This is a genomic window from Curtobacterium sp. Curtsp57, assembly GCF_047324335.1.
Classification (GTDB): Bacteria; Actinomycetota; Actinomycetes; order Actinomycetales; family Microbacteriaceae; genus Curtobacterium.
This window is the reverse complement of record NZ_CP168511.1, coordinates 4,007,481-4,034,330: the sequence shown is the minus strand read 5'-3', so window position 1 is coordinate 4,034,330 and position 26,850 is coordinate 4,007,481. Positions and strand designations below refer to the sequence as shown.

At 69.7% G+C, this 26,850-nt stretch carries 23 protein-coding genes; 5 read left to right on the top strand and 18 right to left on the bottom strand.

Annotated features, from left to right (window positions below; genetic code table 11):
* Positions 1-131 precede the first annotated feature (131 nt).
* From ACEN9V_RS19315 to otsA, 13 genes are all read right to left on the bottom strand, one after another.
* Positions 132-902, bottom strand: a complete 771-nt coding sequence (locus ACEN9V_RS19315; RefSeq protein ID WP_281264919.1) for a fumarylacetoacetate hydrolase family protein — start codon at positions 900-902, stop codon at positions 132-134.
* A gap of 29 nt (positions 903-931) precedes the next feature.
* Positions 932-2,041, bottom strand: coding sequence for a branched-chain amino acid aminotransferase (locus ACEN9V_RS19310; RefSeq protein WP_413601640.1), 1,110 nt, complete (start codon positions 2,039-2,041; stop codon positions 932-934).
* A 15-nt stretch (positions 2,042-2,056) separates the two neighbouring features.
* Positions 2,057-3,124 (bottom strand): 3-isopropylmalate dehydrogenase, encoded by a 1,068-nt coding sequence (locus ACEN9V_RS19305; protein WP_413601639.1) that lies wholly within the window; start codon positions 3,122-3,124, stop codon positions 2,057-2,059.
* A gap of 10 nt (positions 3,125-3,134) precedes the next feature.
* Entirely contained in the window at positions 3,135-4,724 is a 1,590-nt protein-coding gene (gene serA / locus ACEN9V_RS19300) for a phosphoglycerate dehydrogenase (protein WP_281264922.1), read from the bottom strand.
* Positions 4,725-4,871: 147 nt separating this feature from the next.
* A complete protein-coding gene (locus ACEN9V_RS19295; RefSeq protein ID WP_281264923.1) occupies positions 4,872-5,249 on the bottom strand; it encodes a hypothetical protein in 378 nt (125 codons plus the stop codon).
* Complete coding sequence (locus ACEN9V_RS19290) at positions 5,246-5,710, bottom strand: hypothetical protein (RefSeq protein ID WP_281264924.1); 465 nt, start codon at positions 5,708-5,710, stop codon at positions 5,246-5,248. Before ACEN9V_RS19290 ends, ACEN9V_RS19295 begins: the two co-directional genes overlap by 4 nt.
* Before the next feature lie 61 nt (positions 5,711-5,771).
* A complete protein-coding gene (locus ACEN9V_RS19285) occupies positions 5,772-6,962 on the bottom strand; it encodes a mannitol-1-phosphate 5-dehydrogenase (RefSeq protein WP_402730056.1) in 1,191 nt (396 codons plus the stop codon).
* A 213-nt stretch (positions 6,963-7,175) separates the two neighbouring features.
* The gene (gene ilvC / locus ACEN9V_RS19280; RefSeq protein ID WP_402730055.1) at positions 7,176-8,201 is read right to left on the bottom strand and encodes a ketol-acid reductoisomerase; all 1,026 of its coding nucleotides are present in this window, start codon (positions 8,199-8,201) and stop codon (positions 7,176-7,178) included.
* Between the two features lie 46 nt (positions 8,202-8,247).
* The gene (gene ilvN, locus ACEN9V_RS19275; protein ID WP_144763790.1) at positions 8,248-8,748 is read right to left on the bottom strand and encodes an acetolactate synthase small subunit; all 501 of its coding nucleotides are present in this window, start codon (positions 8,746-8,748) and stop codon (positions 8,248-8,250) included.
* The gene (locus ACEN9V_RS19270; protein WP_402730054.1) at positions 8,745-10,568 is read right to left on the bottom strand and encodes an acetolactate synthase large subunit; all 1,824 of its coding nucleotides are present in this window, start codon (positions 10,566-10,568) and stop codon (positions 8,745-8,747) included. Before ACEN9V_RS19270 ends, ilvN begins: the two co-directional genes overlap by 4 nt.
* A gap of 47 nt (positions 10,569-10,615) precedes the next feature.
* Entirely contained in the window at positions 10,616-12,310 is a 1,695-nt protein-coding gene (gene ilvD / locus ACEN9V_RS19265; RefSeq protein ID WP_413601638.1) for a dihydroxy-acid dehydratase, read from the bottom strand.
* Positions 12,311-12,402: 92 nt separating this feature from the next.
* The gene (gene otsB / locus ACEN9V_RS19260) at positions 12,403-13,200 is read right to left on the bottom strand and encodes a trehalose-phosphatase (RefSeq protein ID WP_413601637.1); all 798 of its coding nucleotides are present in this window, start codon (positions 13,198-13,200) and stop codon (positions 12,403-12,405) included.
* Positions 13,193-14,776: an alpha,alpha-trehalose-phosphate synthase (UDP-forming) gene (gene otsA / locus ACEN9V_RS19255; protein WP_413601636.1), complete on the bottom strand. Its 1,584-nt coding sequence runs from the start codon at positions 14,774-14,776 to the stop codon at positions 13,193-13,195. Before otsA ends, otsB begins: the two co-directional genes overlap by 8 nt.
* 136 nt (positions 14,777-14,912) lie before the next feature.
* Here otsA and ACEN9V_RS19250 point away from each other — a divergent pair, with 136 nt between their 5' ends.
* Both ACEN9V_RS19250 and ACEN9V_RS19245 read left to right on the top strand, forming a co-directional pair.
* Positions 14,913-17,390 carry a hypothetical protein gene (locus ACEN9V_RS19250; RefSeq protein ID WP_413601635.1) on the top strand — a complete coding sequence of 826 codons (2,478 nt, stop codon included), beginning with the start codon at positions 14,913-14,915 and terminating at the stop codon, positions 17,388-17,390.
* 78 nt (positions 17,391-17,468) lie between these two features.
* The gene (locus ACEN9V_RS19245; protein WP_413601634.1) at positions 17,469-18,440 is read left to right on the top strand and encodes a magnesium transporter CorA family protein; all 972 of its coding nucleotides are present in this window, start codon (positions 17,469-17,471) and stop codon (positions 18,438-18,440) included.
* Positions 18,441-18,467: 27 nt separating this feature from the next.
* Here ACEN9V_RS19245 and ACEN9V_RS19240 read toward each other — a convergent pair whose 3' ends face one another.
* Positions 18,468-19,619: an SLC13 family permease gene (locus ACEN9V_RS19240; protein WP_281264933.1), complete on the bottom strand. Its 1,152-nt coding sequence runs from the start codon at positions 19,617-19,619 to the stop codon at positions 18,468-18,470.
* An 86-nt stretch (positions 19,620-19,705) separates the two neighbouring features.
* Here ACEN9V_RS19240 and ACEN9V_RS19235 point away from each other — a divergent pair, with 86 nt between their 5' ends.
* Complete coding sequence (locus tag ACEN9V_RS19235) at positions 19,706-19,897, top strand: hypothetical protein (protein WP_281264934.1); 192 nt, start codon at positions 19,706-19,708, stop codon at positions 19,895-19,897.
* A 99-nt stretch (positions 19,898-19,996) separates the two neighbouring features.
* On the opposite strand, the gene ACEN9V_RS19230 is transcribed toward ACEN9V_RS19235, so the two are convergent.
* The 4 genes from ACEN9V_RS19230 to ACEN9V_RS19215 all read right to left on the bottom strand — a co-directional run bounded on the left by ACEN9V_RS19230 (position 19,997) and on the right by ACEN9V_RS19215 (position 24,489).
* Positions 19,997-21,157, bottom strand: coding sequence for a mechanosensitive ion channel family protein (locus ACEN9V_RS19230; protein ID WP_413601633.1), 1,161 nt, complete (start codon positions 21,155-21,157; stop codon positions 19,997-19,999).
* Between the two features lie 103 nt (positions 21,158-21,260).
* Positions 21,261-22,175 carry a glycine betaine ABC transporter substrate-binding protein gene (locus tag ACEN9V_RS19225; RefSeq protein WP_413601632.1) on the bottom strand — a complete coding sequence of 305 codons (915 nt, stop codon included), beginning with the start codon at positions 22,173-22,175 and terminating at the stop codon, positions 21,261-21,263.
* Between the two features lie 14 nt (positions 22,176-22,189).
* Positions 22,190-23,167, bottom strand: a complete 978-nt coding sequence (locus ACEN9V_RS19220) for an ABC transporter permease (protein WP_413601631.1) — start codon at positions 23,165-23,167, stop codon at positions 22,190-22,192.
* Positions 23,164-24,489: a quaternary amine ABC transporter ATP-binding protein gene (locus tag ACEN9V_RS19215; protein ID WP_413603090.1), complete on the bottom strand. Its 1,326-nt coding sequence runs from the start codon at positions 24,487-24,489 to the stop codon at positions 23,164-23,166. Before ACEN9V_RS19215 ends, ACEN9V_RS19220 begins: the two co-directional genes overlap by 4 nt.
* A 429-nt stretch (positions 24,490-24,918) precedes the next feature.
* Here ACEN9V_RS19215 and ACEN9V_RS19210 point away from each other — a divergent pair, with 429 nt between their 5' ends.
* A complete protein-coding gene (locus ACEN9V_RS19210) occupies positions 24,919-26,466 on the top strand; it encodes an amino acid permease (RefSeq protein ID WP_413601630.1) in 1,548 nt (515 codons plus the stop codon).
* Positions 26,435-26,842, top strand: coding sequence for a hypothetical protein (locus tag ACEN9V_RS19205; protein WP_413601629.1), 408 nt, complete (start codon positions 26,435-26,437; stop codon positions 26,840-26,842). The genes ACEN9V_RS19210 and ACEN9V_RS19205 overlap by 32 nt, the downstream gene beginning before the upstream one ends.
* Positions 26,843-26,850 lie beyond the last annotated feature (8 nt).

Here is a 26,850-nt window from a genome sequence, read left to right as displayed (position 1 = left end):
CTACGCACGATCCGCGGATCGGGCAAACCGGGGCTGCACGACGGCGTGTCGCCCGGAACGACGGGGAACAGGTGTCGTCGAACGACGAAGGGCCCCACATCCGGGTGGATGCGGGGCCCTCGGTCTGGTCGTCACTTGCGGGCGATGACCGGGTTCTTCAACGTGCCGATGCCGGAGATCGTCACCTCGACGACCTCGCCGTCGCGGATCTCCCCCACGCCGGCGGGGGTCCCGGTGAGGATGACGTCCCCGGGCAGGAGCGTCCAGATCGACGACACGAACTCGATGAGCGACGGGATGTCGTGCACCATCTCGCTCGTGGACGCCACCTGGCGCAGGTCGCCGTCGACGCGGGTCTCGAGACGGATGTCCGACGGGTCGATCTCGGTCTCGATCACCGGGCCGAGCGGGCAGAACGTGTCGAACCCCTTCGCCCGGGTCCACTGGCCGTCGCGGGCCTGGAGGTCACGGGCGGTCACGTCGTTCGCGATCGTGTACCCGAGGATGACACTCGCGAAGTCCTCGCGCGTGACGTTCTTCGCGAGCGAACCGATCACGATGGCGAGTTCGCCCTCGTGGTCGACGCGGCCGACACCCTCCGGCAGACGGATGGGGTCGTCCGGGCCGATGACCGAGGTGTTCGGCTTGAGGAACACCACGGGGTCGTCACCCGACACGTCGTCCATCTCGTCGGCGTGCTCGGCGTAGTTGAGTCCGACGCCGATGACCTTGGAGCGCGGGATCACCGGTGCGAGGAGCTTCGCTTCCGACAGGGGCACCCGCTCCCCCGTGGTCTCGAAGCCCTGGTACATCGGGTCTCCCGCGAGCACCACCAGAGCGCGCTCGTCGAGGATGCCGTACCGGGGGTCTTCACCCTTGCTGCTGAACCGTGCGATCTTCACCGTTCGACCCTACCGACGCCGAGCCGGGATCAGGACGCGTCGGTCAGCTTGGTCATCCACCCGTGCGGGTCGGGACGACGGCCGGACTGGATGTCGGTGAGCTCTTCTCGGAGGGACATCGTCAGTTCGCCGGCACCGACGGTGGGCGAGCCGATCGTGAAGCCGTCGCCACGGAGTTCGGCGATCGGGGTCACCACGGCGGCGGTGCCGCACGCGAAGGCCTCGGTGATGGAACCGTCCGCGACGCCGTCACGCCACTCGTCGAGGGTCACCCGACGCCGCTCGACCCGCAGGCCGCGGTCTTCCGCGAGCTGCAGGATCGAGTCGCGCGTGATCCCTTCGAGGATGGAGTCCGAGTCGGGCGTCACGAGCGTGCCGTCCGCCTTCACGAGCACGACGTTCATGCCGCCGAGCTCTTCGAGGTACTTGCCCTCTTCGGAGTCGAGGAACATCACCTGCTGGCAGCCGTGCTCGTACGCCTCTTGCTGGGGCAGCAGCGAGGCGGCGTAGTTGCCGCCGGTCTTGGCAGCACCGGTGCCGCCCCGACCCGCACGGGCGTAGTTCGACGACAGCCAGATGGACACCGGCTTCGGCCCGGACGTGAAGTACGCGCCGGCCGGACTCGCGATGCAGTGGTAGGACACCGCCTGCGCCGCACGGACCCCGAGGAACGACTCGGTGGCGATCATGAACGGCCGCAGGTACAGGCTCGTCTCCGGGGCACCCGGTACCCAGTCGACGTCGGTCCGGACCAGCTGCCGGATGGACTCGACGAACACCTCGACCGGCAGCTCCGGCAGCGCGAGCCGGCGGGCGGAGCGCTGGAACCGCTTCGCGTTCGCTTCCGGACGGAACGTCCACACCGAGCCGTCGGCGTGGCGGTACGCCTTCAAGCCCTCGAAGATCTCCTGCGCGTAGTGCAGCACGCTGGCGCTGGGGTCGAGCGAGAGCGGCCCGTACGGGTGGATCGAGGCGTCGTGCCAGCCGGCGTCGAGCGTCCACTCGACGGTGGCCATGTGGTCGGTGAAGTGCTTGCCGAACCCCGGGTCCGCCAGGATCGTCTCGCGCTCCGCCTCGGCACGGCGTTCGGCGGACGGGGTGGTGGAGAACTCGAGTCCGAAGACTGTCTCGGTGCTCATCGGTGTGGCTCCCTTTCAGGCGGTGGTGGTGCGCGCTGTGGCCGCGGCGGCGATGGCGTCGCCGATCTCGGACGTGCGACGCTGCGTGGTGCCCCGGTCAGCCAGGTCCGCTTCCACCGCCCGTGTCACCGCCGTCGCCAGGTCACCCCGACCGATGTGGTCGAGGAGGAGTGCGACGGAGAGGATGGCGGCCGTGGGATCGGCCTTCTGCTGACCCGCGATGTCCGGCGCGGATCCGTGCACCGGCTCGAACATGCTGGGGAAGGTGCCGTCCGGGTTGATGTTGCCCGAGGCCGCCAGACCGATGCCGCCGCTGATCGCGCCGGCCAGGTCGGTGATGATGTCGCCGAAGAGGTTGTCGGTGACGATGACGTCGAACCTAGCAGGCTCCCGCACCATGTGGATGGTGACGGCGTCGACGTGCTGGTAGTCCACGGTGACGTCCGGGTACTCCGCCCCGACCGCGGCCACCGTGCGCTGCCAGAGCGCCCCGGCGTTCACGAGCACGTTGCTCTTGTGCACGAGCGTCAGGTGCTTGCGGGGACGACGGTCCGCCAGGTCGAACGCGTACCGCACGGTGCGCTCGACGCCGTACGCCGTGTTCACCGAGACCTCGGTCGCGATCTCGTGCGGCGTGCCGACGCGGATCGCTCCCCCGTTGCCGACGTAGGGCCCCTCGGTGCCTTCCCGCACGACGACGAAGTCCACGTCCCCCGGGGAGGCCAGCGGTGTGACGACGGAGTCGTAGACCTTCGTCGGACGCAGGTTGACGTAGTGGTCGAAGGCGAACCGCAGCTTCAGCAGCAGCCCACGCTCGATGATGCCGCCGGCCAGGCGGGGATCACGGGGATCCCCGCCGACCGCGCCGAGCAGGATCGCATCGTGCGTCGCGACAGCAGCCATGTCCTCGTCCGTCAGGATGTCGCCGGTCTCGAGGAACCGGGTGGCTCCGAGCGAGAACGGGGTCTCCTCGATGACGAGGTCGTCCGGGGTGACGGCGTGCAGGACCTTGAGGGCCTCGTCCACGACCTCTGGTCCGATGCCGTCACCACGGATGACGGCGAGCTTGAGCGTCTGCGTCATGAGTGCTCCCCTAGAGCGTGATGTCGATCTCGCGGAGCGAGGAGGCGTCGATCGTCGAACGGACGTGCTCGAGGATGTCCGCCGGCACCGGCGAGTCGACGGTCAGGACGCTGAGCGCCTGACCACCGGCCGAGTGCCGCGCGATCTGCATGGCGGCGATGTTGATGCCCGCCTCGCCGAACTCCTTGCCGTAGACCGCGACGATGCCGGGCCGGTCGGTGTAGTCCATGACCACGTGGTGCTTGTCGAGTGCCACCTCGACGTCGTAGCCGTTGATCTCCACGAGCTTCTCGACCTGCTTCGGGCCGGTGAGCGTGCCGGAGACGCTGATCGCCGGGCCTTCGGACTGGGCGCCACGGATCGTCAGCACGTTGCGGTACTCCGGGCTGTCCGAGTCGGTGATGAGCCGCACGCTGACCCCGCGCTGCTCCGCGATGAGCGGGGCGTTGACGTAGGACACCTGGTCGCTCACGACGTCGGTGAAGACGCCCTTGAGCGCCGCCAGCTTGAGGACGCTGACGTCGAACTCCGCGAGCTCGCCGTGGACCTCGACGTCGATGCTGGTCACCGGCGAGGTGGCGAGGGCCGTGAAGACCTGGCCGAGCTTCTCGACGAGCGGGATGCCGGGGCGCACGTACGGGTCGATGACGCCGCCGGCGACGTTCACCGCGTCGGGCACGAGCTCCCCGCCGAGGGCGAGCCGCACCGACTTGGCGACCGAGACGCCCGCTTTCTCCTGTGCTTCGTCAGTGGACGCTCCGAGGTGCGGCGTGACGACGACGTTCGGCAGCGAGACGAGCGGCGAGTCCGTCGGGGGCTCCGACACGAAGACGTCGAGGCCGGCACCGGCGATCTGGTTCGACGTGAGCGCACGGTGCAGCGCGTCTTCGTCGATGAGGCCACCGCGGGCGACGTTCACGACGAAGGCCGTCGGCTTCATGATCGCGAACTGGTCGTCCGAGATCATGCCGAGCGTCTCCGGCGTCTTCGGCATGTGGATCGTGACGAAGTCGGCGCGCCGCAGCAGGTCGTCGAGGGAGACGAGCTCCACCCCGAGCTGCTGCGCACGGGCGGTGGTGACGTAGGGGTCGTACGCGATGACCGAGACGCCGAAGGCCTGCAGGCGCTGGGTGATCAGCGCGCCGATGCGGCCGAGGCCGATGATGCCGACGGTCTTCTCGTAGAGCTCGACGCCGGTGTACGCGGAACGCTTCCACGCGCCGGCCGCGAGCGATGCGTGCGCCGCCGGGATGTGACGCGCGAGCGACAGGATGTGCCCGACCGTCAGCTCGGCCGCCGAGATGATGTTCGACGTCGGGGCGTTGACGACCATCACGCCGGCCGTGGTGGCCGCCTTGATGTCGACGTTGTCGAGGCCGACACCCGCACGGGCGACGACCTTGAGGTTCGGGGCTGCGGCGATCGCTTCGGCGTCGACCTTGGTGGCGGAGCGCACCAGGATGGCGTGCGCGTCGGCGAGGGAGGCCAGGAGTGCGGATCGGTCGGTGCCGTCCACGTTCCGGATCTCGAAGTCGGGCCCGAGGGCGTCGACTGTGGCGGGCGAGAGTTCTTCGGCGATCAGGACGACCGGCTTCGGCACAGCTGCTGTTTCCTCACACGAGACGGGCGGTATCCCACCATCGTATCGACGCGAGCAGGCCGTTACGACCGCGGCAGGAGCCCTGTGGAGAACCGAAAGACGGACTGGAGGCTCGTGGCGGCGTCGCCACGGGCCTCCAGTCCGGTGTCAGGAACCGATGCGGAGCGTCGAGGACACGTACTGCAGGAGCGTGAACCAGAGCGCGGAGACCGCGCAGAGCGCGGCGACGAAGACGACGACCGTGCGGACCAGGTCCATCCGGCGCGACACCAGCCAGGCGGCGACGAAGGCGGCCGGCGCGATCAGCACGTCGAGGACGAGCGCCACCCACGGCGTCGACGTCTCGAGGCCGGTGCCGCCGTTCTTCCGGACGAACTCGTTGAAGTCCGACACGGACTTCGAGACGCCGACGAGGTTGCCGACGGCCTGCCAGGTCACGTACGCCAGGCACACGGCCGCGACACCCCAGACGACCGCCTTGCCGACGGTGACCGTGCGCGGCCGCTCGGAGACGGCGGCGCTCACCCGAAGCTCCTGGTCATGATGAACGGCCACGGGATCAGCACGACCGCCCCGATGAGGAGCCAGACGAACTTGGTGCGGTTCCTGCTCCCCTGCCCGAGCCAGAGCGTGGCCGCGAACCAGAAGGCAGGAGCCATGATCGCGAGGACGCGCATCACCTCGGACACGATGCCAGCGACACCGGAGCCCGTGACGGTGAGGAGGCTCGCGCTGACGAGCCACGCCACCGTGTAGAGCAGGTAGATGCCACCGAACACGCCCATGCCGACGAGTGCGCTCGAACCGAGCGGTTCCTCGGGGTCGTGCTCGCGGCGTGCCTTGACGCGGACCGGGTTGTGCGCGGCGTCGACGTGGGTGGCGTCGTCCGCGTCGCCCCACTGCAGGGCTGCGTCGTCGTCGTGGTCGAGCGCGCCGTCCGGCGGGGACGCCGCGGCGTCGTCGTGTGCGGGAGGTGCCGGGGTCATGCCCACGATTCTACGAGAGACGTGGCGACCTCGGGACCGGACGCCCGGCCGACGACGCCGGTCAGGCGTCGGCAGCCTGGGACTCGAGCACCTCGGCGACGACGTCCCGGACGGACGGGAACAGCGGGTGGCTCTCCATGAGACCGGTGAGGATCTCGGTGAGCGCGTGTGCCGTGGCCCCCGACCGGAGCAACGCGTGCAGCTCGATCGACTCGGGGTCGTTCTCGTCGTCGAACTCGAGCGCGACGCGGACGGCGCCGAGCAGGTGCTCCACGGGGAGGCCGCGCTCGGCGAGTTGCGCTGCCGGCCCGACGAAGCGTTCGCGGCGCCCGAGCTTGCGGAGCGGGTTCCGACCGACGCGGACGGTGGTGTCCGGCAGGTGCGGGTTCGCGATCCGGGAGAGGTTCGCGGCCACGTAGCGCGCGTGTTCCTCGGGGTCGAAGCCGTGCTTCGCGATGAGGAGCGCCGTGGTCTCCGCGAGGACGCCGTCGACCTCGGCCTTCACTGCGGTGTCCTCGAGCGCTTCGCGGATGAGCCGGATCCCGCGGACGTAGCCGTGGTAGGCAGCCGTCGCGTGGGCCGTGTTCACCGTGTAGAGCTTGCGCTCGACGAACGGCTGGAGGTCGTCGACCCAGGTCACGCCCTCGATCTCCGGGGGCTCGGCGTCCGAGCTCGCGAAGGGGGTGCGCTCGATGACCCACTCGTAGAACGGCTCGAGCACGACGTCGAGTCCGCCGGACTGCCCGAGCACGCCGGACTGGTCGGGGACGATGCGGTCGATCGCGCAGTTCGCGAAGACGGCGGCGATGTCGCGGTCTTCGAGGATCGGGGCACGACGGATGCTGGCGTGCAGGGAGTCCGTCGCGTTGAAGGCGTTCTCGCACGCGACGATCGTGACGTCACCGCGCTCGAGCGGCCGCGCCGCGAGCCCTTCGGCGATGACCGGCGCGACGAGCGGCAGCGTGCGGGCACCGACGGCCGTGGTGACGACGTCCGCCTCGGCGATCGCCCGGACGACGGCGTCGCGGTCGGTCTTGCTGCTGAGCGCGCGGAACCCGTAGACGAGGTGCTCGACCGGCATCTCGCCGACCTCGTGCACCACGAAGCGACCGGCTTCGTTGAGGGCCTGGACGACCCGCTCGTCGACGTCGACGAAGGTCAACTCGTAACCGCTGGCCACGAGGAACTGGCCCACGAATCCGCGCCCGATCTTGCCGGCGCCGATGTGGACCGCTCGCTTCGTCACCGCCATCCGTCGATCATCCCATGCCGATCGGTACGGTTCTGCCACCGTGCGGGCGCCATGGACGACGCATGTCGCGCAACGCGCTGCGCGTCGCCTGAGGGACGCCGGTCGACGGCGTCGGAGGTGTTGGAGTGCTGCTGCATAACGTTCGGGTCACATCGAGAGGCGGCGGTGCACGGGTGCACACCGCCGCCTCGTCGTCGAGTGGTCTGGGGAAGACTACCGCGCTGCGGAACCGTCGACGTAGTCGGAGTCCGACTGCTTCCACGCGAACAGCTTGCGCAGCTCGCGACCGGTCGCCTCGATCGGGTGGCCCTCGCCCTTCTCGCGGAGCGCCTTGAACTCCGGGGCGCCGGCGTCCTGGTCGTCGATGAAGCGCTTGGCGAAGGTGCCGTCCTGGATGTCGGCGAGCACCGCCTTCATGTTCTCCTTGACCTCGGGCGAGATCACGCGGGGGCCGGAGACGTAGTCACCGAACTCGGCGGTGTCGGAGATCGACCAGCGCTGCTTGGTGAGGCCGCCCTCCCAGATGAGGTCGACGATGAGCTTGAGCTCGTGGAGCACCTCGAAGTAGGCGATCTGCGGCTGGTAGCCCGCCTCGACGAGGGTCTCGAAGCCGTACTGGATGAGCTGCGACGTGCCACCGCAGAGGACGGCCTGCTCACCGAACAGGTCGGTCTCGGTCTCCTCGGTGAAGGTGGTCTTGATGCCGCCGGAGCGGAGGCCGCCGATCGCCTTGGAGTACGACCACGCGAGGTCCCAGGCGGAGCCGGAGGCGTCGACCTCGACGGCGACGATCACGGGGACGCCTCGGCCGGCCTCGTACTCGCGGCGCACGGTGTGGCCGGGGCCCTTCGGCGCGACGAGCGACACGTCAACGCCCTCCGGTGCCTCGATGTAGCCGTAGCGGATGTTGAAGCCGTGGCCGAAGACGAGGGTCGCGCCCTGCTTGAGGTTCGGCTCGATGTCGTCCTTGTAGACGATGCGCTGGACCTGGTCCGGCGCGAGGATCACGACGACGTCGGCCCACTTGGTGGCCTCGGCAGGAGTGAGGACCTCGAAGCCCGCCTCTTCGGCCTTCTGGCGGCTCTTCGAGCCCTCCTGCAGACCGATCTTCACCTCGACGCCGGAGTCGCGGAGGTTGAGGGCGTGGGCGTGGCCCTGCGATCCGTAGCCGATGACCGCGACCTTCTTGCCCTGGATGAGGGTCAGGTCGGCGTCGGCGTCGTACACGATGTCAGTCACGGTGCGTGATCTCCTTGGTTGTGGTTCGTTCGGGGCCGGATGGCGCTCAGCGCACCCGGTCGGTGATGCTCTTCGGTCCGCGGCCCATGCCGAGGAGGCCCGCTCGGGCGAGCTCCTTGATGCCGTAGGGCTCGAGCACGCGGAGGATCGCCTGGATCTTGCCGGGGTCACCGGTCACCTCGACGATGAGCGAGTCGTTCGCGACGTCGACGACCTGGGCGCGGAACAGGTTCACTGCTTCGAGCACGGCCGAGCGCGTCTGGTTGTCGACACGGACCTTCACGAGCATGTGCTCGCGCTGGACCGACTGCGAGAAGTCGAGTTCGACGATCTTGATGACGTTGACGAGCTTGTTGAGCTGCTTGGTCACCTGTTCGAGCGGCAGGTCCTCGACGTCGACGACGACCGTGATGCGGGACAGGCCAGCGACCTCGGTGTTGCCCACGGCGAGGGACTCGATGTTGAAGCCGCGGCGGGCGAAGAGCCCGGCGACGCGGGTCAGCAGACCCGGCTTGTCCTCGACCAGGAGGGACAGGACGTGGCTCATGCGGTCTCCCCCGTCATGTCGGCGTCTTCCTCGTCCCAGGTGGGAGCGAGGGCCTGGGCGTACTCGATGGACGAGTTGCTGACCCCCTGCGGGACCATCGGCCAGACCATCGAGTCACGGCTCACGACGAAGTCGATCACCACGGGCCGGTCGTTCGTCTCGAGGGCGAGCTTGATCGCCGCGTCGACCTCGTCGGCCTTCTCGACCCGGATGCCGAGCGCACCGTAGGCGTCGGCGAGCTTGACGAAGTCCGGGACACGACGCGTCGAGTGGCCGGTCTCCAGGTCCGTGAAGGAGTGGCGGCCGTCGTAGAACAGCGTCTGCCACTGCCGGACCATGCCGAGCGACGAGTTGTTGATGATCGCGACCTTGATCGGGATGTCGTTGATGACACAGGTCGCGAGTTCCTGGTTCGTCATCTGGAAGCAGCCGTCGCCGTCGATCGCCCAGACCACCCGGTCGGGCTCGGCGACCTTCGCCCCCATGGCGGCGGGGACCGAGTAGCCCATAGTCCCGGCGCCGCCGGAGTTCAGCCACGCGTTCGGGCGCTCGTACTGGATGAACTGCGCCGACCACATCTGGTGCTGGCCGACCCCGGAGGCGTAGATGCCCTCTGGTCCGGTGAGCTCGCCGATGCGCCGGATGATCGCCTGCGGGGCGAGCAGTCCGTCGGTGGGCTCCGCGTACCCGAGCGGGAAGTCGACCTTGAGCTGGCGGAGCTTCGTCCACCAGTCGGCCGTCGACGCGCGGTCCTCGACGGGGATGCCGCCCCACGCGTCGAGCAGGTCGATGAGCACCTCGCGCGCGTCGCCCACGATCGGGACGTCGGCGAAGCGGATCTTCGAGATCTCGGCGGGGTCGATGTCGACGTGCACGACCTTGGCGTCCGGCGCGAACTCGTCGGCCTTTCCGGTCACCCGGTCGTCGAACCGGGCGCCGAGCGCGACGATCAGGTCGCTGTCCTGCAGGCCGAGCACCGCGGGGACGGTGCCGTGCATGCCGGGCATGCCGAGGTGCTGCGGGTGCGAGTCCGGGAAGGCCCCGCGAGCCATCAGCGTCGTGACGACGGGCGCACCAGTGGCCTCGGCGAACGCGAGCAGTTCGGCCGTCGCGCGGGAGCGGACGACACCGCCGCCGACGTAGAGCACCGGACGCTCGGCACCGGCGAGGAGCTGCGCGGCCGCGGTGATCTGCTTGCCGTGCGCCTTGGTGACCGGCCGGTAGCCGGGCAGGTCGATCTTGGGCGGCCAGACGTACGGCGCCGACTTCTGCTGGGCGTCCTTCGTGATGTCCACCAGCACGGGACCCGGGCGGCCGGTCGTCGCGATCTGGTACGCGGCGGCCAAGGTCGCCGGCACGTCGGCCGGGTCGGTCACGAGGAACGAGTGCTTCGTGATGGGCATGGTGATGCCGACGATGTCCGCTTCCTGGAAGGCGTCGGTGCCCATCAGCGTCGAGAACACCTGGCCGGTGATCGCGATGAACGGCACCGAGTCCATGTAGGCGTCGGCGATCGCGGTGACGAGGTTCGTCGCGCCGGGGCCGGACGTCGCGATGGCGACGCCGACCTTGCCGGACGCGGACGCGTAGCCCTCGGCCGCGTGACCGGCGCCCTGCTCGTGGCGGACCAGGATGTGGCGGATCGTCTTCGACGCCATGAGTTCGTCGTAGAACGGGATGATCGCGCCGCCGGGCAGCCCGAAGACGTCGGTGATCCCGAGGTGCTCGAGGGTCCGGAGGACGGCTCCCGAGCCGGTCAGGACCTCGGGAGTGCGACGCGCTCCGGTGGCCGCGGACAGCGGTGTGGCTTCCGTGGGCATGAAGGGTTCCTTGCCTGGAGAGATGGCGGTGGTGCGGGTGTCGAACGCTAGCCCGTGACCGCGCCCTTGGCGGCGGACTGCACGAGCTTGGCGTACTTCGCGAGGACTCCGCGGGTGTAGCGCGGGGGCAGCGGAGCCCAGCCGTCACGGCGGGCTTCCAGCTCGGCAGGCTCGACCAGTAGGTCGAGCGAGCGAGCCGCGATGTCGACACGGATGCGGTCGCCATCGCGCACGAATGCAACTGGACCTGCGTCCACTGCTTCCGGTGCGATGTGGCCGATGCACAGGCCGGTTGTGCCGCCTGAGAATCGTCCGTCGGTCAAGAGTAGTACATCCTTGCCGAGGCCAGCGCCCTTGATGGCAGCGGTGATGGCGAGCATCTCACGCATGCCGGGACCGCCCTTGGGGCCCTCGTACCGGATGACGACGACGTCGCCCTTCTGGATCCTGCCCTCGGTGAGGGCGTCCATCGCGGAGCGCTCGCGGTCGAACACGCGCGCAGGGCCCTCGAACACCGATGCGTCGAAGCCCGCGGTCTTCACCACGGCGCCCTCCGGCGCGAAGGAGCCCTGCAGGATCGTCAGGCCACCGGTCTCGTGGATCGGGTTGTCCAGCTTGCGGAACACCTCGCCGTCGAGCTCCGGCGGGTCGATCTCGGCGAGGTTCTCGGCGACGGTCTTGCCCGTCACGGTCATGCAGTCACCGTGCAGCAGGCCGGCGTCGAGCAGTGCCTTCATGATCACGGGGATACCGCCGTTGCGGTCGACGTCGACCATGACGTACTTGCCGAAGGGCTTCATGTCCGCCAGGTGCGGGACCTTGGAGCCGATGCGGTTGAAGTCGTCGAGGCTGAGTTCGACCTCGGCCTCGTGGGCGATCGCCAGCAGGTGCAGCACGACGTTGGTCGAGCCTCCGAGTGCCATGGCGACGGCGATCGCGTTCTCGAACGCCTCGCGCGTCAGGATCTGACGAGCGGTGATGCCGTGCTTGAGCATGTTCACGACGGCCTCGCCGGAGCGGTGCGCGTAGTAGTCGCGGCGGCGGTCGGCGCTGGGCGGCGCGGCGGAGCCCGGGAGCGACATCCCGAGTGCTTCCGCGACCGACGCCATCGTGTTCGCCGTGTACATGCCGCCACAGGCACCTTCACCGGGGACGATCGCGCACTCGATCTTCTTGAGCTCTTCTTCGCTCATGGTGCCGGCCTTGCAGGCGCCGACACCCTCGAAGGAGTCGATGATCGTGACTTCCTTCATCGAGCCGTCGGCCTGCTTCACGTAGCCGGGCATGACCGACCCCGCGTAGAGGAAGACGCTCGCGAGGTCGAGCCGCGCGGCGGCCATGAGCATCCCCGGGAGCGACTTGTCGCAGCCGGCGAGCAGGACCGTGCCGTCCAGGCGCTCGGCGTTCACGACGGTCTCGACGCTGTCGGCGATGACCTCACGGGAGACGAGGGAGAAGTGCATCCCCTCGTGGCCCATCGAGATGCCGTCCGAGACGGAGATGGTGCCGAACTGCAGGGGGTACCCGCCGCCGCCGTGGACGCCTTCCTTGGCGCCCTGGGCGAGCCGGTCGAGGCTCAGGTTGCACGGGGTGATCTCGTTCCAGGACGAGGCGATGCCGATCTGCGGCTTCTCCCAGTCCTCGTCCCCCATCCCGACGGCACGCAGCATCCCACGCGAGGTGGTTGCTTCGATCCCGTCGGTGACGACCCGGCTCCGCGGCTTGACGTCGATATCAGGCATGGAGTGAGTCTAGGACCGATTGGGATACCAGTGGCGCACTTCGATGCGTTCGCATGGTTGCAACGGCCGGACGGGAGGCTCGGATCACCTCGTCAGCGCACCGCACGCAGCCTCGCGAGCTGCTTCAGGACGTCGGTCAGGGCCGCCGGATCGGCGACCCGGTGGCCGGCGAGCGTGTCGCCCTCCCCCACCTTCACACCGACGTCGCCGTCGCGGAGCACACGGAAGGCGTCCTCGTCGGTGACGTCGTCCCCGGCGAAGAACACCGCGTCGGCGCCGCGGAGCTCGCGGAGCCGGTCGATGGCGTCGCCCTTCGTGACGTGTCGCACCGCGAACTCGAGGATGTCCTTGCCGCCGCGTTCGAGGACGTCGGCGTCGGCCTCGTGCGCCGCCGCACTCGCTGCGGCGTTCGCCTCGGCCGCGACCTCGGCGCTCACCCGGCGCGTGTGCACGCCGTGCCCTGCCGGCTTGTGCTCGATGACGACCCCGGGGAAGCGCTCCCCGACGGCGTCGAGCGCAGCACCGATCCGCGCGACGCGGTCGTGCTCCTCGGCGGTCAGGGCCTCTTGGTCATGGCCGTCGACGCGCCACTCCACGCCGTGCGAGCCGACGAGCGACATGTCCGACGGGGCCCCGGTGACCCGGGCGAGCGAGTCGAGCGGGCGGCCGGAGACGAGCACCACCTCGGTGCCCTTCGCGCGCTGCAGCGTCAGGACCGCCGCCCAGCTCCCCGGCAGGGCACCGACCTGACCGGGGTCGTCGGCGAATGGCGCCAACGTGCCGTCGAAGTCCAGCGCGACCAGCAGCGTGTCGGACGCCGCCAGGTCCGCGAGGGCCGTGTCGAGCTCCGGAGCCGCCGTCTCGTCGACGTTCGTGGACTGGTCACGCATCACGGGCCTCCCGGGTGTCCTCCGCTGCACGCGCGGTCTGCGCGTCCTGGTCGAAGATCGACATGTTGTCGGTCTGGGCCTCGCGGTGCTGTTCCGCACCGGTCGGGTCGATCCGCGCGTTGCGCGGAGCGTGCCGGTCGAGGGCCTCGAGGAACGACCGCGACCAGCGGGCGACGTCGTTGTCGCGGACCCGCTTCCGGAGGGCGCGCATCCGCGTCGAGCGCTCGCGCTTCGGCATCTCGATCGCACGCTGGATCGAGTCCTTCAGAGCGCCGATGTCGTGCGGGTTGATGATCACCGCCTGCTTCAGCTCGTCGGCGGCGCCGGCGAACTCGGAGAGGATCAGCACGCCGTCGTTGTCGAAGCGGGTGGCGACGTACTCCTTCGCGACGAGGTTCATGCCGTCGCGGAGCGCGGTCACGAGCATGATGTCGGCGGCCAGGTAGAGCGCCACCATCTCCTCCCGCGGGTAGCCGTGGTGGAGGTACGAAATGGGCTGGTGCGTGATCGTGCCGAGGTCGCCGTTCAGCCGCCCGACGCTCAGTTCGATCTCGTCGCGGAGCATCCGGTACGTGTCGACACGCTCCCGGCTCGGGCTCGCGACCTGCACGAGCGTGGCGTCCTCGACCTTGACCCTGCCGTCCTGGATGAGCTCGCCGAAGGCCTTGATGCGGTGCCGGATGCCCTTGGTGTAGTCGAGCCGGTCGACGCCGAGCAGCACGGTCTTCGGGTTGCCCAGCCCCTGTCGGATCTCGCGGGCGCGCTCCTGCACCTCGGGGCGCCTGGCGATCTCCTCGAAGCTCTCGGCGTCGATCGAGATCGGGAAGTGTCGTGCCTCGACGTGGCGGACCGTGACGCCCTTGCGGCTCCGCGGGGCGTTCGGGTCGTCGACGGGGACGTCGATCGTCGAGCCCTTCGTCGTGAAGCCCTTGATGTGCCGCACCGCGCGGAGGAAGTCGCTGGCGTCGTCGTGCCGCTGGAATCCGATCACGTCCGCCCCGAGCAGGCCGTCGAGGATCTGCGCACGCCACGGCAGCTGCGCGTAGATGCCGACCGGCGGGAACGGGATGTGGTTGAAGAAGCCGATCGTCAGGTCCGGGCGGAGCTCGCGGAGGAGCGCCGGGACGAGCTGCAGTTGGTAGTCCTGCACCCAGACGATGCCGTCCTGCTCGACGATCTCGGCGATCTGCTCGGCGAAGCGCTTGTTGACGCCCTTGTAGGAGTTCCACCAGTCGCGGTGGTAGCTCGGGTGCTCGATGACGTCGTGGTAGAGCGGCCAGAGCGTGTCGTTGCTGAAGCCCTCGTAGTACTCCTCGACCTCGCTCGTGCTGAGCGGGACCGGGACGATGTGGATGCCCTCGTTGTCGAAGGGGTCCACTTCGACGTCCGGCTGCCCCACCCAGCCGACCCATGCGCCGTCGTTCGCGCGCATCACCGGTTCGAGCGCCGTCACGAGCCCGCCGGGCGAGTGCCGCCAGCCCTCGTTGCCCTCGTCGTCCACGACGCGGTCGACGGGCAGGCGGTTGGAGGCGACGACGAAGGAGTACTTGGCGGAAGAGCTGCGGGGTGCTGACACGGGTTCGAAGTTACCAGCGTGCCGACAGCTGATTCCCGGAGGATCCGCGGCTTCCGATATGCTGCATCCGTGTCGGGGGGACACGGCGTGCCGGAGGGGCTGGTGCGCGGCCGCCCGGCCGGAGAGGACTCCCGCCGTGAGCGACACCCCACCCGTCCCCCCTCGAGAGCCCGACGCACCTCGAGAGCCCGATGCGCTCGGCCGACTCCTCCGCTCGATCGGCGGTCGGGATTGGCTGGCCGCAGCGATCGCCGGCGCCGGCGCCTGGGTCGCGGCCTACGTCGTCGCGGGGATCTCGCTGCTGCTGACCGTGGCGATCGTCGCCGTCGGGTCCGGGTCGTCCGGAGGCGCGTCGATCGACGGCGGGTTCGTGCCCGACTCGGGCGCGGCGACCTCTGCTCCCGACCTGCAGAGCCTGCTGTCCGGCATCAGCGTGCTGCTCGGGGCTCCTGCGCAGCTCGTCGCCCTCGCCGACTTCGGACGACTGCACGTGTCGGGGTCCGTGCCGCTGTTCGGCCTCGCGGGCTCCGCGTCGCTCGGCGTCGCGCCGGCGCTCGTGCTCGCGGCGCAGGTCGTCATCGCCGTCGTGCTCACCCGCCGGATCCGCAGCCGCTCGCTGGGCGTGCCGCAGCTCCTCGTCACCTCGGCGGTGACCGGGCTGGTGCTCACCGCGTTCACGACGCTGGCCGGGCTCGTGCTCGCCATCCGGTTCCCGGCGTCGTCCGGGGTGTCGATCAGCGCCGTGCACGCGATCGGCATCGGCAGCGTCCTCGGCGCGTTCGTCGTCGGCGCGGCGTCCGCGCTCCTGGCCCGCCCGTCCGTGCTCGCACGAGGCCGGGTGCTCGCCGTCCGGACGCTCGGCACCGCTCGCGTCGCCGTCGGGCAGGTCGGGTTCCTGGTGGTGCTCGTCACGGTCGTCCTGGTGGTCGTCGCGCTCGTCGTCCAGCCGTCGTGGGGGTCGGCACTGCCGCTCGTCGTCGGGAACCTGGCGTCGGCGATCGTGTCGCTCGGGTTCCTCGGGGGCGTCGGGGTGTCCGGCTTCGGCAGCGGCGCACAGACCGCCTCCGCGTTCGGCGGCGCGTCCGGCTGGCTCTGGCTGCTCGTGCTGTTCGTCGCCCTCACCGCCGTCGCCGCCGGCCTCGCACTCGCCGTCCGACGGAACGACCGCATCAGGACCACCCTCGACTGGGTCGTGTCACCAGTGGTCTGGCTCGTCGTCGGCGTGGTCGTGTTCGTGCTCGGTACCGGGGTGTTCTCGTACTCGGCGACCGGGTCCAGCGTCGTCGGCGGCTCCGGGTCGATGGGCGTCGCGCCGTGGACCCCGGTCGTGTTCGCCGCGTGGGGTGCGGCGATCGAGGTCGTCGCGCGGTACCTGGCGCCGCTGCTCGTCCCCCGCCTGGGATCGCGCATCGTCCTGTTCACGTCGCGCCTGGTCGGTGCCGACCCGCGCCAGGTGACACCCGCCTGGGCAGCGCCGGCGGCCGGCGCGGCGCCGACGGGCGCGGCGCCGACGGGCGCGGCGCGGACGGGCGCGGCGGGTCCCGCTTCCGCCCAGGCCGCTGGGTGGTCGGGTGTCCCGGCCGCCGGGGACCAGCCGACCGCCGATGCCTCGCAGCCGTTCGTCGGGCCGGATGCGGCGAGCGCCGCTGCGCCCATGTCGCCGCGTGCCAAGAAGGTCCTGGTCCGGTCGCTCGTCGCCGGTGGCGCCGTCGTGGTGGTGGTCGTCGCCGGCGCGGTGACCGCCGGGATCCTCCGCTCGAACGTGTGGGGCCCTGCGCCGACGGTGCGGAGCTACGTCGACGCGATCGCCCGGGGGGACGCCGCGACCGCCGAACGGATGAGCGAGGTCCCCGAGGACGCCGCGATGCTCGACGCCGCCGTGCTGAAGAGCGCGGAGAACCGCCCGAGCGACGTCCGTGTGGGGCGGGTCGCGACGAGCGGCGACCGTGCCGTGGCCACCGTGAGCTACACGCAGGGCGGCAAGAACCGCTCCGGTCAGGTGGAGCTCCGTCGGACCGGCACGAGCTGGCTCGTGAAGGACGAGTGGCGTGTCACCGCTCCTCTGGCGGAGTCCGTGTCGATCACCGCCGCGTCCGCGCTCGAGGGCGCCCCGGTCACGGTCGGCGGGAAGCGGGTCGGGACGATCTCGGACGGGACCTTCCGGTCGCTCGCCTACCCGGGCACCTACCGGGTCCAGGTCGGCGGGACGAAGTACTTCACCGGGGGCACGAAGACGCTGTCGATCGGCGGCTCGTCGAGCCCGTACGTCGACTTCACCCCGAAGCCGACGAAGCAGCTCACGACCGACGCGGAGAAGTTCGTCACGGACGAGATCACGGCGTGCGCCGCGAAGACCGACGTCGACGCACTGAGCGGCTGCCCCTGGTACGGCCCGTACGACGCGGACGGTGCGGTCAAGTACGAGGTGAAGACGATGCCGGAGCTCAAGGTGGAGACCTCGGGTTCTGGCAGCATCCAGGTGACGAGCACCTCGGACGGTGTGATCGGGTACGACTACACGTCGTACTTCGGGGACAGCGGGCACCAGGAGGACACCTTCGACGTCTACGAGTTCCTGAAGGTCGAGGACGGCAAGCTGGTCTCGGCGTACTGAGCCGGACCTGTACGGACTGCGCGCTCTGCGGGGCTTCCCCGCCGGGCGCGCAGTCGTCCCGTCACTAGGCTGGCGCGCATGGTCAGCACTCGCTCGTGGCGGAACGGATCGGCAGCCGAGCGGGACTTCCCCGTCGAACGCGTCTCGGACCTGGTCGCCGAGGACGACACGTTCGTCTGGATCGACTACACGGACCCGACCGCGGCGGACCTCGAACACGTCGAGGTCGAACTCGGCATCCACGCGCTCGCCGTCGAGGACGCGGTCGAACGCGGGCAGCGCCCGAAGCTCGACCGGTACCGCGACAGCCTGTTCCTGGTCGTCTACGACATCGCCGGGCGGAACGCGGACGGCTCGGTCGTCGTGCACGAGGTCAAGGCGTTCGTCACCCCCCGCGCACTCGTCACGATCCACGGTGCCGACTTCGACATCGGCGAGGTCTCGAGTCGCCTCGACGCGAACGCCGACCAGGCGGACCACGGGGTGCCGTGGCTGGTGTGGGGGCTGCTCGACGCGGTGGTGGACCACGCGTCCGCGGTGGTCGAGGACATCGAGCAGGACATCGACGAGCTCGAGGACGACCTGTTCGAACGCGGCAACCCCCGCGAGCAGCAGATCCAGCGCCGGTCGTTCGCGCTCCGGAAGGGACTCGGGGTGATCCGTCGGCTGGTCGTCCCGACGAAGGACAGCGTCGCGTCCCTGCTCCACGGGGACGCCGAGACGATCGCCGACGGCATCCGTCCGTACTTCCGCGACGTCGAGGACCACCTGGTGTCGATCGCCGACTCAGCCGACCAGCTGCGGGACGCGGTGTCGAGCGTGCTGGACACGAACCTCAACCTGGCGTCGAACCGGCAGAACACCGTGATGAAGAAGGTGACGAGCTGGGCGGCGATCATCGCGATCCCGACCGCCATCACGGGGTTCTTCGGGCAGAACGTGACGTTCCCCGGCGAGGGGCAGTGGGGCGGCCTGTTCGTCTCCGTGGCGCTCATCGTCGTGTCGAGCCTGGTGCTCTACCGCGTGTTCAAGCACCGCGACTGGCTGTAGCGCCGGACGCGGACGCCGAGCGGCGCGCTACACCCCCAAGGCGAGCACGCCGGCGACCACCGTCAGTGGCGCGACGACGCAGCCGAGCGCCATGTACTTGCCCCACGACAACCGGATGCCCTCGGCGGACAGCCGGGCGTGCCAGAGGAGCGTGGCGAGGGATGCCCACGGCGTGATGAGGCACCCGGCGTTCACGCCGATGAGCAGCGCCGCGTAGCGGAGGGCCTCGTGGCCGGCGGCCGGCTCGAGCACCAGGTACGCGGGCAGGTTGTCCATCACGTTCGCGGCGACCCCGCCGGCACCGGCGAGGAGCAGCAGCGACCCGGTGTCGGTGCCGCCGGAGAGCGCGCGCACGATCGGGTCGGTCACCCCGGTGGCGTGCAGTGTCTCGACCACGACGAACAGCCCGGCGGCGAACACCAGCGTCGACCACGGCACCCGCGACGGCCGCAGCTCGCCCGGTGCGCGGAACGCGGCCACGACCACGAGCACCACAGCGGCCGCGAGTGCCGCGATCCAGACCGTCACCCCGGCGGTGAGCGCGACGACGAGCGCGACGAGCACCACCGACGCGGCGGTGAAGAAGACCGGGTCGGCCGGACGACGGACGTCGACGGGCGTGTACCGACCGAACAGCCGCCCGCGGAAGACGACCAGCAGCACGGCACACGGCACGACGACCCCGGCGAGCGCCGCCCACACCATGAGCCCGGCGAACGGGATCGGCCCGTCGAGCCCGATGCGGTCGACGGCGAGCAGGTTCGTCAGGTTCGAGACGGGCAGCAGCAGTGACGCGGTGTTCGCGAGCCACACGGTGGTCAGCGCGAAGGGCATCGGCGGGAGCCCGACCCGACGGGCCAGGGCGATCACGATCGGGGTGAGCAGCACCGCGGTGGTGTCGATCGACAGGAACACCGTGCACAGGACGGCGAGGACGACGACCGCTCCCCACAGCCCGATGGTCCGCCCGCCGCCGATGCGTGCGGCGACGTCGGCGAGGCGGTCGAACACGCCGGCGTCGGCGGCGAGCTCGGACACGATCGTGAGCCCGAGCACGAACCCGAGCACGGGCACGACCCGGTCGGCGAGCTCGGCGAGTTCGGGCAACGGGAGCAGCCCGAGTGCGACGCACACGGCGCCGACGACCAACAGACCTGCCCCGATGACGGCTTGACGCACGATGACTCCTCCATGAGCGGCCGCGATCGGCGGCGCTCCAATGTACAGACCAGTAGCGTGGACGCCGACGACGACAGGAGGAATCCGTGCGCAAGTTCTTGTTCAACGGTGCGGTGTGGAGTTCGATCATCAGCGGCTACAGCGTGCTGCAGACCACCAGGCAGGGGCCGCGTGATTGGCGTCTCGCCCTGACGTGGGTTGCCTGGTTGGCCACCACGATCGTGGCGATCGGCACGGTCGTCGAGGACGACCGCGCCGTCCGGGCGCGTCAGCCGTGAGCTGAACGCACCATCAGCCGGACGGCCCGACCGGGCCGTCTGACGGACGGGAGGCCCGGTGCCAGCTGGCACCGGGCCTCCCGTCTGCGCGGAACGCGTCTACTGCTCCGACCGCGGGATGTGCGCGGTCTGGATCGGACCGGTGAAGAGCGCTGCGCGGTCGTCCTGGTCGGGTGTGAAGAGCGCGGAGTCGGACGCCGTCGACGCGGTCCGCCGGCGCGGCGCGACCTCGTCGACCATCTGCACGCGCTGGATGGGGAGCGCGTCCGGGTGGGTGCGCTGGATCCAGTCGACGAGTTCCTCGCGGATGTAGCAGCGCAGGTCGAACAGGGACGGGGCGTCGTGCGACGTCGCGAGCACCCGGACCCGCACGTACCCCTGCACCGCGTCGGTGACCTGCAGCACCTTCACGCGCTGGTCCCAGAGCTCGGTGCGGGACAGGATCCGGTCGAGCTCGACGCGCATCTCCCCCGGTCGCACCCGCCAGTCCAGGTCGAACTCCACGGCGCCGAGCAGTTCGCTGTTCGTCCTGGTCCAGTTCTCGAACGGCGTCGACGTGAAGTAGGTCGAGGGCAGCACGAACCGGCGGTCGTCCCACAGGTGCACGACGACGTACGTCAGGGTGATCTCCTCGATGCGCCCCCACTGCTGCTCGACCACGACGACGTCGTCGACCCGGATCGAGCCGGAGAACGCCAGCTGCATGCCGGCGAACACGTTGCCGAGCGTCGACTGCGCCGCGAGTCCGGCGATCACCGAGATGAGCCCGGCGGAGGCGAGGACGCTGGCTCCGGCGGCCTCGACCCCGGGGAACGTCAGGAGGATCGCGCCGACGCCGATGATCACGAGGACGGCGACGGTGAGGCGGCGGAGGATGAGGACCTGCGTGCGGATCCGCCTGGCGACGCGGTTGTCCGGCACGTCGACGCGGTACTTGTGGAGCCCGAGGCTCTCGAGGAAGATCGCGAGGCCGCAGGCGAACCACGTGCCGACGCCGATCGTGGCGACCAGGAACACGTGGGACACGGTGTCCCGCCAACCGGACGAGGCCGTCGCGGGGATCGACGACGTGAAGGCGGCCCACAGCAGCGTGACGAGCAGCAGTGTCCTCGTCGGGTGCTTCGTCCGTCTGGACAGCGAGGCGGCCCAGCGTTCCCGCCGGCCGAGCGAGCGGAAGACGACACGCAGGACCAGGGCGGCGACCGCGGTCAGGAGCAGGGCGAACCCGATCGAGACGAGGAGTCGGAGGAGGATGTCCATCCCTCCATGCAACCAACTGGACGACGCCCGTCGCCCAGCCGGCCACAAGACGACGGGAGGCACCGTGCCGACCGGCACCGTGCCTCCCGTCAGTGTCGAGCCGTTACTTCGACGACGTGAGCGAGTCCACGTAGTCCTGGTGCTCCGACGCCCACTTCTTCGTGATCGCCGGGTACTCGCTCGCCTTCGCACCGCTGTTGACCAGCGCGTTCTCGAGCGAGTAGAGCGTGTCGGAGTCCATCGTGAAGTCCTGCATCCACTTCGCCGCCTGCGGGAAGTCGCTGGCGAAGTCCTTCTTGGCGATGGTGTGGATCTCCTCGTTCTTGCCGAGCGCGCCCTTCGGGTCCTCCAGGTCCTTGATCGGGAACGCATCGTACGCCCAGTGCGGACGCCACAGCGTCACGACGACGTCCTCCTTCTTGGCGATCGAGGCCTTGAGGTCGGCGAGCATCGCCGGCGTCGAGCTCGTGATGAAGTCCATCGAGCCGAGGCCGTACTGCGGGATGACCTCGTCCTGCACGACGGCGGTCTCACCGGCGGCCGGCTCGATGCCGATGATCTTGTTCCCGAAGTCCGAGGCGTTCGCCTTGAGGTCCTCGATGGAGTCGATCTTCGAGTACTCCGGCACGGCGAGCTCGAGGGACGCCTGCTCGTTCCAGGCACCGAGGTCGGTGAGCTGGTCGCCGTACTTGTCCATGTACTGCTTGTGCGTGTTCGGCAGCCAGGTGTCGAGCACGACGTCGTAGTCACCGGACGACAGCCCCTGGTAGGCGGGTGCGACGTCGGCGTTCGTGAGCTGGACGTCGTAGCCCTTCTGGTCGAGGACGTACTTCCAGAGCTGGCTGGCGGCGGTGTCCTCGTCCCAGCCGTTGAAGACGACGATCGACATGGACTTCTGGTCGCCGTTCGCGACGTTGCCGGTCGCGCCGTAGTACCCGGGGGGCATGCAGGCGCTCAGGCCGACGGCGGTCGCGGCGGCCAGGGCCAGCGTCGCGACGATTCGCTTGGTGCGCTTCATGGTGGGGTCCTTCCTCACACGTCGACGGTCTGACGATCGGAGGCGGTCGCCTCCGAGGTGGCGGTGGTCGGCGCGGCCGCCGCGTCCGGCGTCGCGGTCGCGGCCGTCCTGCGGTCGCGCCGCCACAGCCGGGAGGCTCCACTCGCCCCGCCGCCGAGCGCTGCGGTCAGGCGGTCCAACAGGATCGCCAGGACCACGACCGACAGACCGGCCTCCGCTCCGAGCCCCACGTCGATGCGGTTCAGCGACGCGACGATCTGCTCCCCGAGGCCGCCGGCGCCGACCATGCCGGCGATGACGACCATCGAGAGCGACAGCATGATGACCTGGTTGACGCCGGCCATGATGCTGGCCTTGGCGAGGGGCAGCTGGATCTGGCGGAGGATGCGCCACGGGCTGGAGCCGAACGCGGCGCCGGCCTCGACGATCTCGCTCGGGACGCCACGGATGCCGAGCTCGGTGAGCCGGACCCCCGGAGCCATCGCGAAGACGATCGTCGCGACGATGCCCGGGACGACACCGACGCGGAAGAGCAGCAGCGCCGGGATCAGGTAGACGAACGCCGGGGTCGTCTGCATGAAGTCGAGCACGGGGCGGATCACCCGGCTGGCGGCGTCGGAGCGCGCGGCCCAGACCCCGAGCGGGATGCTGAAGACGACCGCGAGCCCGGCGGCGACGATGACGAGCGCCAGGGTGTCCATGGCGTTCGTCCACTGTCCGACACTGACGATGAACAGCAGGCCGATCGCGGAACCGAGGGCGAGCTTCCAGCCCTTCAGGGCGAAGGCGAGCGCGACCAGGACCAGGGTGACGACCCAGAACGGCGGGGTGGAGAGGAAGTACTCCATCCACGCGTCCATCCAGGTGAAGACGTAGCGGACCACGTCGAAGAACCCGGAGAGGTACGTCGTGATCCAGGTGACGACGGCGGACACCCAGCTGCCGAGGGGCAGGTGGAAGTCTCCGAAGGAGTTCGTACCGGGGGTGATCACGCGTGATCTCCTTCCGTGGTCGCGGCGAGGGTCTCGTCGAGGTCGTCGTTCGAGATCCGGGTGACGGGCTCGAGCGTCTGGATCGGGCTCGTCGTCGTCGGGACGTTGCCGAGGGCGGCGAGGAGCGTCACGCGCGGCACGACGCCGAGCAGCCGCTGCTCGTCGTCGATGACCGCGATGGGCAGCGGCGACTCGACGGCGAGCTCGAACAGGTCGGTGAGGGCCGTGTCCGGTGCGACCTGGGCGAACTCGGTGTTCACGATCGCGTCGAGGTTCGTGTCGCCGGCCTTGACCTGGCGCATCACGTGCCGGTCGCGGACCCAGCCCTCGAGCTTCCGCCCGCGGCCGGTGACGAAGACGGCAGCGGTCTGCAGGTCGCGCATGACGCGGAGCGCGCCACGCGGACCCGCGGTGAGCGGGACGACGGCGCGCGCGGGCTCCATGACGCTCGAGGCGGTGAGCACGCGGGCGCGGTCGACGTCCTGCACGAACTGCGCGACGTAGTCGTTCGCCGGGTCCGTGAGGATGTCCTCCGGGGACCCGATCTGCACGATGCGTCCGTCGCGCATCACGGCGATCCGGTCGCCGAGGAACATCGCCTCGTTGAGGTCGTGCGTGATGAACACGATCGTCTTGCCGAGACGCTGCTGCAGGTCGACGAGCTGTTCCTGCATCTCACGACGGATGAGGGGGTCGAGGGCGCTGAACGCCTCGTCCATCAGCAGCACGTCGGTCTCGGCGGCGAGTGCACGGGCGATGCCGACGCGCTGCTGCATGCCGCCGGAGAGCTCGTCCGGCTTGGCGTCGGCCCAGACGTCGAGCCCGACGAGGTCGATGACCTCGCGGGCCTTGCGGAGTCGCTCGGACTTCTCGACGCCGTTGACCTCGAGGCCGTACGCGACGTTCTCGATCACCGTGCGGTGCGGCAGCAGGGCGAAGTGCTGGAAGACCATCGACACGCTCGACCGGCGGATGTCACGGATCTCCTTCGGCGCGGCCTTGGTGACGGTGCGGCCGCCGATCTCCACGGTGCCGGCGGTCGGCTCGAGCAGCCCGTTCAGCATCCGGATGAGGGTCGACTTGCCGGAGCCGGACAGGCCCATGACGACGAAGATCTCGCCCGGCTGGACGTCGAACGACGCGTCGATGACGGCCGCGGAGCCGAACTCGCGGACGTCGTCGCGGGAGGCGCCTGCAGCGAGACGGCGAACGGCCTCGGTGGGGCGTCGCCCGAAGACCTTGGTGATGTCACGGACCCGGACAGCGGGTGCCGTCGCAGGGGTGTCCGGCGCGGATGCGTGCCGGCTCTCGGATGGGGCGATGGTCAACGGTGCTCCTCGCACGACCGTGGCGCGTGGCGCACGACGGACGTGTTGTGGTTGCGAACGGGTCGTCCGGCACCCTGTTCGTCGCGACCGCTGCAAGCCGTGCGCGACGGGCGCAGGGCGAGCGATCACGCACGCGGGGGTCGTACTCGGGACGACCCCGGTCCGGCCGACCGTACGGCCCCCGCTGTGTTGCCCGGAGGACGCGTCCTGATCGTCGGTGTCCCCTGAGGGGACGTTCAACGCTATCGACCGTTGTCCCCCATCGCGAATCGACGTCCGCCGGAGGACCGGCACCCGTGTACCCCGGACACGGCGTGTCGCGGGCACCCATGCGGGTCGCGATCGTAACCGTCTCGTTATATTTCAGGCTGCTCGGAGATTTGTGTGCCGCCCCTGTTGCACCGCGCATGTAGCGTGGCGCGCATGACAGCGCAGAACGACACCGGGGTGGACCGCGCGCCCGCGAACGACTTCTCGCACGAGCAGGAGGGCTACCAGCACGGTCTGAAGCCCCGCCAGCTGCAGATGATCGCGATCGGCGGTGCGATCGGGACCGGCCTCTTCCTCGGTGCCGGCGGGCGACTCCACACGGCGGGACCGGCACTGGCGGTCGTGTACCTGATCGCGGGGGTGTTCGGGTTCTTCATCCTGCGTGCGCTCGGCGAGCTCGTGCTCCACCGCCCGTCCTCCGGTTCCTTCATCTCGTACGCCCGCGAGTTCTACGGCGAGAAGTTCGCGTACGCCGCCGGCTGGATGTACTTCCTCAACTGGGCGATGACGTCGATCGTCGACACGACCGCCGTCGCCGTCTACCTGAAGTACTGGTCGGCGTTCACCGCCGCTCCGCAGTGGCTCCTCGCGCTCATCGCGCTCATCGTCGTCCTCGCCGCGAACATGGTCGCGGTCAAGGTCTTCGGCGAGCTCGAGTTCTGGTTTGCGATCATCAAGGTCGCCGCGCTCGTCGCCTTCCTCGTGATCGCGCTCATCTGGCTCATCTGGGCGTTCCCGGTCGAGGCCGGTGGCCAGCAGGTGCAGACCGGCTTCTCGATCTGGGCGGACAACGGGGGGCTCCTGCCGAACGGCCTGCTCCCGACCGTGCTCGTCGTGCAGGGCGTCGTCTTCGCGTACGCGGCCATCGAACTCGTCGGCACCGCGTCCGGCGAGACGCAGAACACCGAGAAGGTCATCCCCCGCGCGATCAACTCCGTGGTCTTCCGCATCGCGGTCTTCTACGTCGGCTCGGTCGTGCTGCTGTCGCTCCTCTTGCCGTACACGGCGTACAAGGAGGGCGAGAGCCCGTTCGTCACGTTCTTCTCGTCGATCGGCAACCCGCAGGTCGGTGCGGTCGTCGGGTCGATCATGAACTTCGTCGTGCTCACCGCAGCGCTGTCCTCGCTGAACGCCGGCCTCTACTCGACAGGCCGTGCGCTGCACTCGATGGGCATGAACGGCTCGGCGCCGAAGTGGACCACGAAGATGACCCGCGGCGGTGTGCCGTACGCCGGCATCCTGCTCACCGCGGCGTTCACCGTCGCCGGTGTCGTCCTCAACTACTTCATCCCGAGCCAGGCGTTCGAGATCGCCCTGAACATCGCGAGCCTCGGCATCATCACCGCGTGGGGCACGATCATCCTCTGCCAGATGCGCCTGCGGTCCTGGGCGAAGCAGGGCCTGGCGAAGGAACCGTCGTTCAAGCTCCCCGGCGCTCCGGTGACCTCGTGGTTGACACTCGCGTTCCTGGCGTCCGTCATCGTGCTGATGGCGATCGACTACCCCGTCGGCACGTACACGATCGCGTCGCTCGTGATCGTGATCCCGCTGCTCATCGTCGGGTGGTTCCTGCAGCGCGACCGGATCCTGCGCATCGCGTCCCTCCGCGAGGGCGTCACCGGCCCGTACCCGATCACCGGCCGCGACCCCGCGAACCAGGTGCGTCGCGGTGACGACCGCGACGGGGACGATCGGGCCTGATCGTGTCCGCATCGCGCAACGCGGCGTCTCGGTGATGTCGAGAGGTCCGGCACCCGTCGGTACGATCAGCGGGTGGCGGACCTCTCCTTCTCCCGAACTCGACCTGCAGCTCACGTGGCGGGGCGCCTTCGGACGCGTCCGAGTGTTCCGCGACCGGGTGCACGCCGAGACGAGCTACGAACGCGACGCGCTGACGACGGTCCCCATGGACGCCGTGTACGGATGGCGCATCGAGCCGTGCGACTTCGACGCGGTGTGCGTCGAGTTCCTCACGCCCGACGACACCTACCGCGTGCTGCTCGACACCTCGGACGAGGGGGTCGCTGCCCTGGCACTCCGCCGGACCCTCGGCACGCCGGCACCGGCGGCGAACTGACCCGGTGA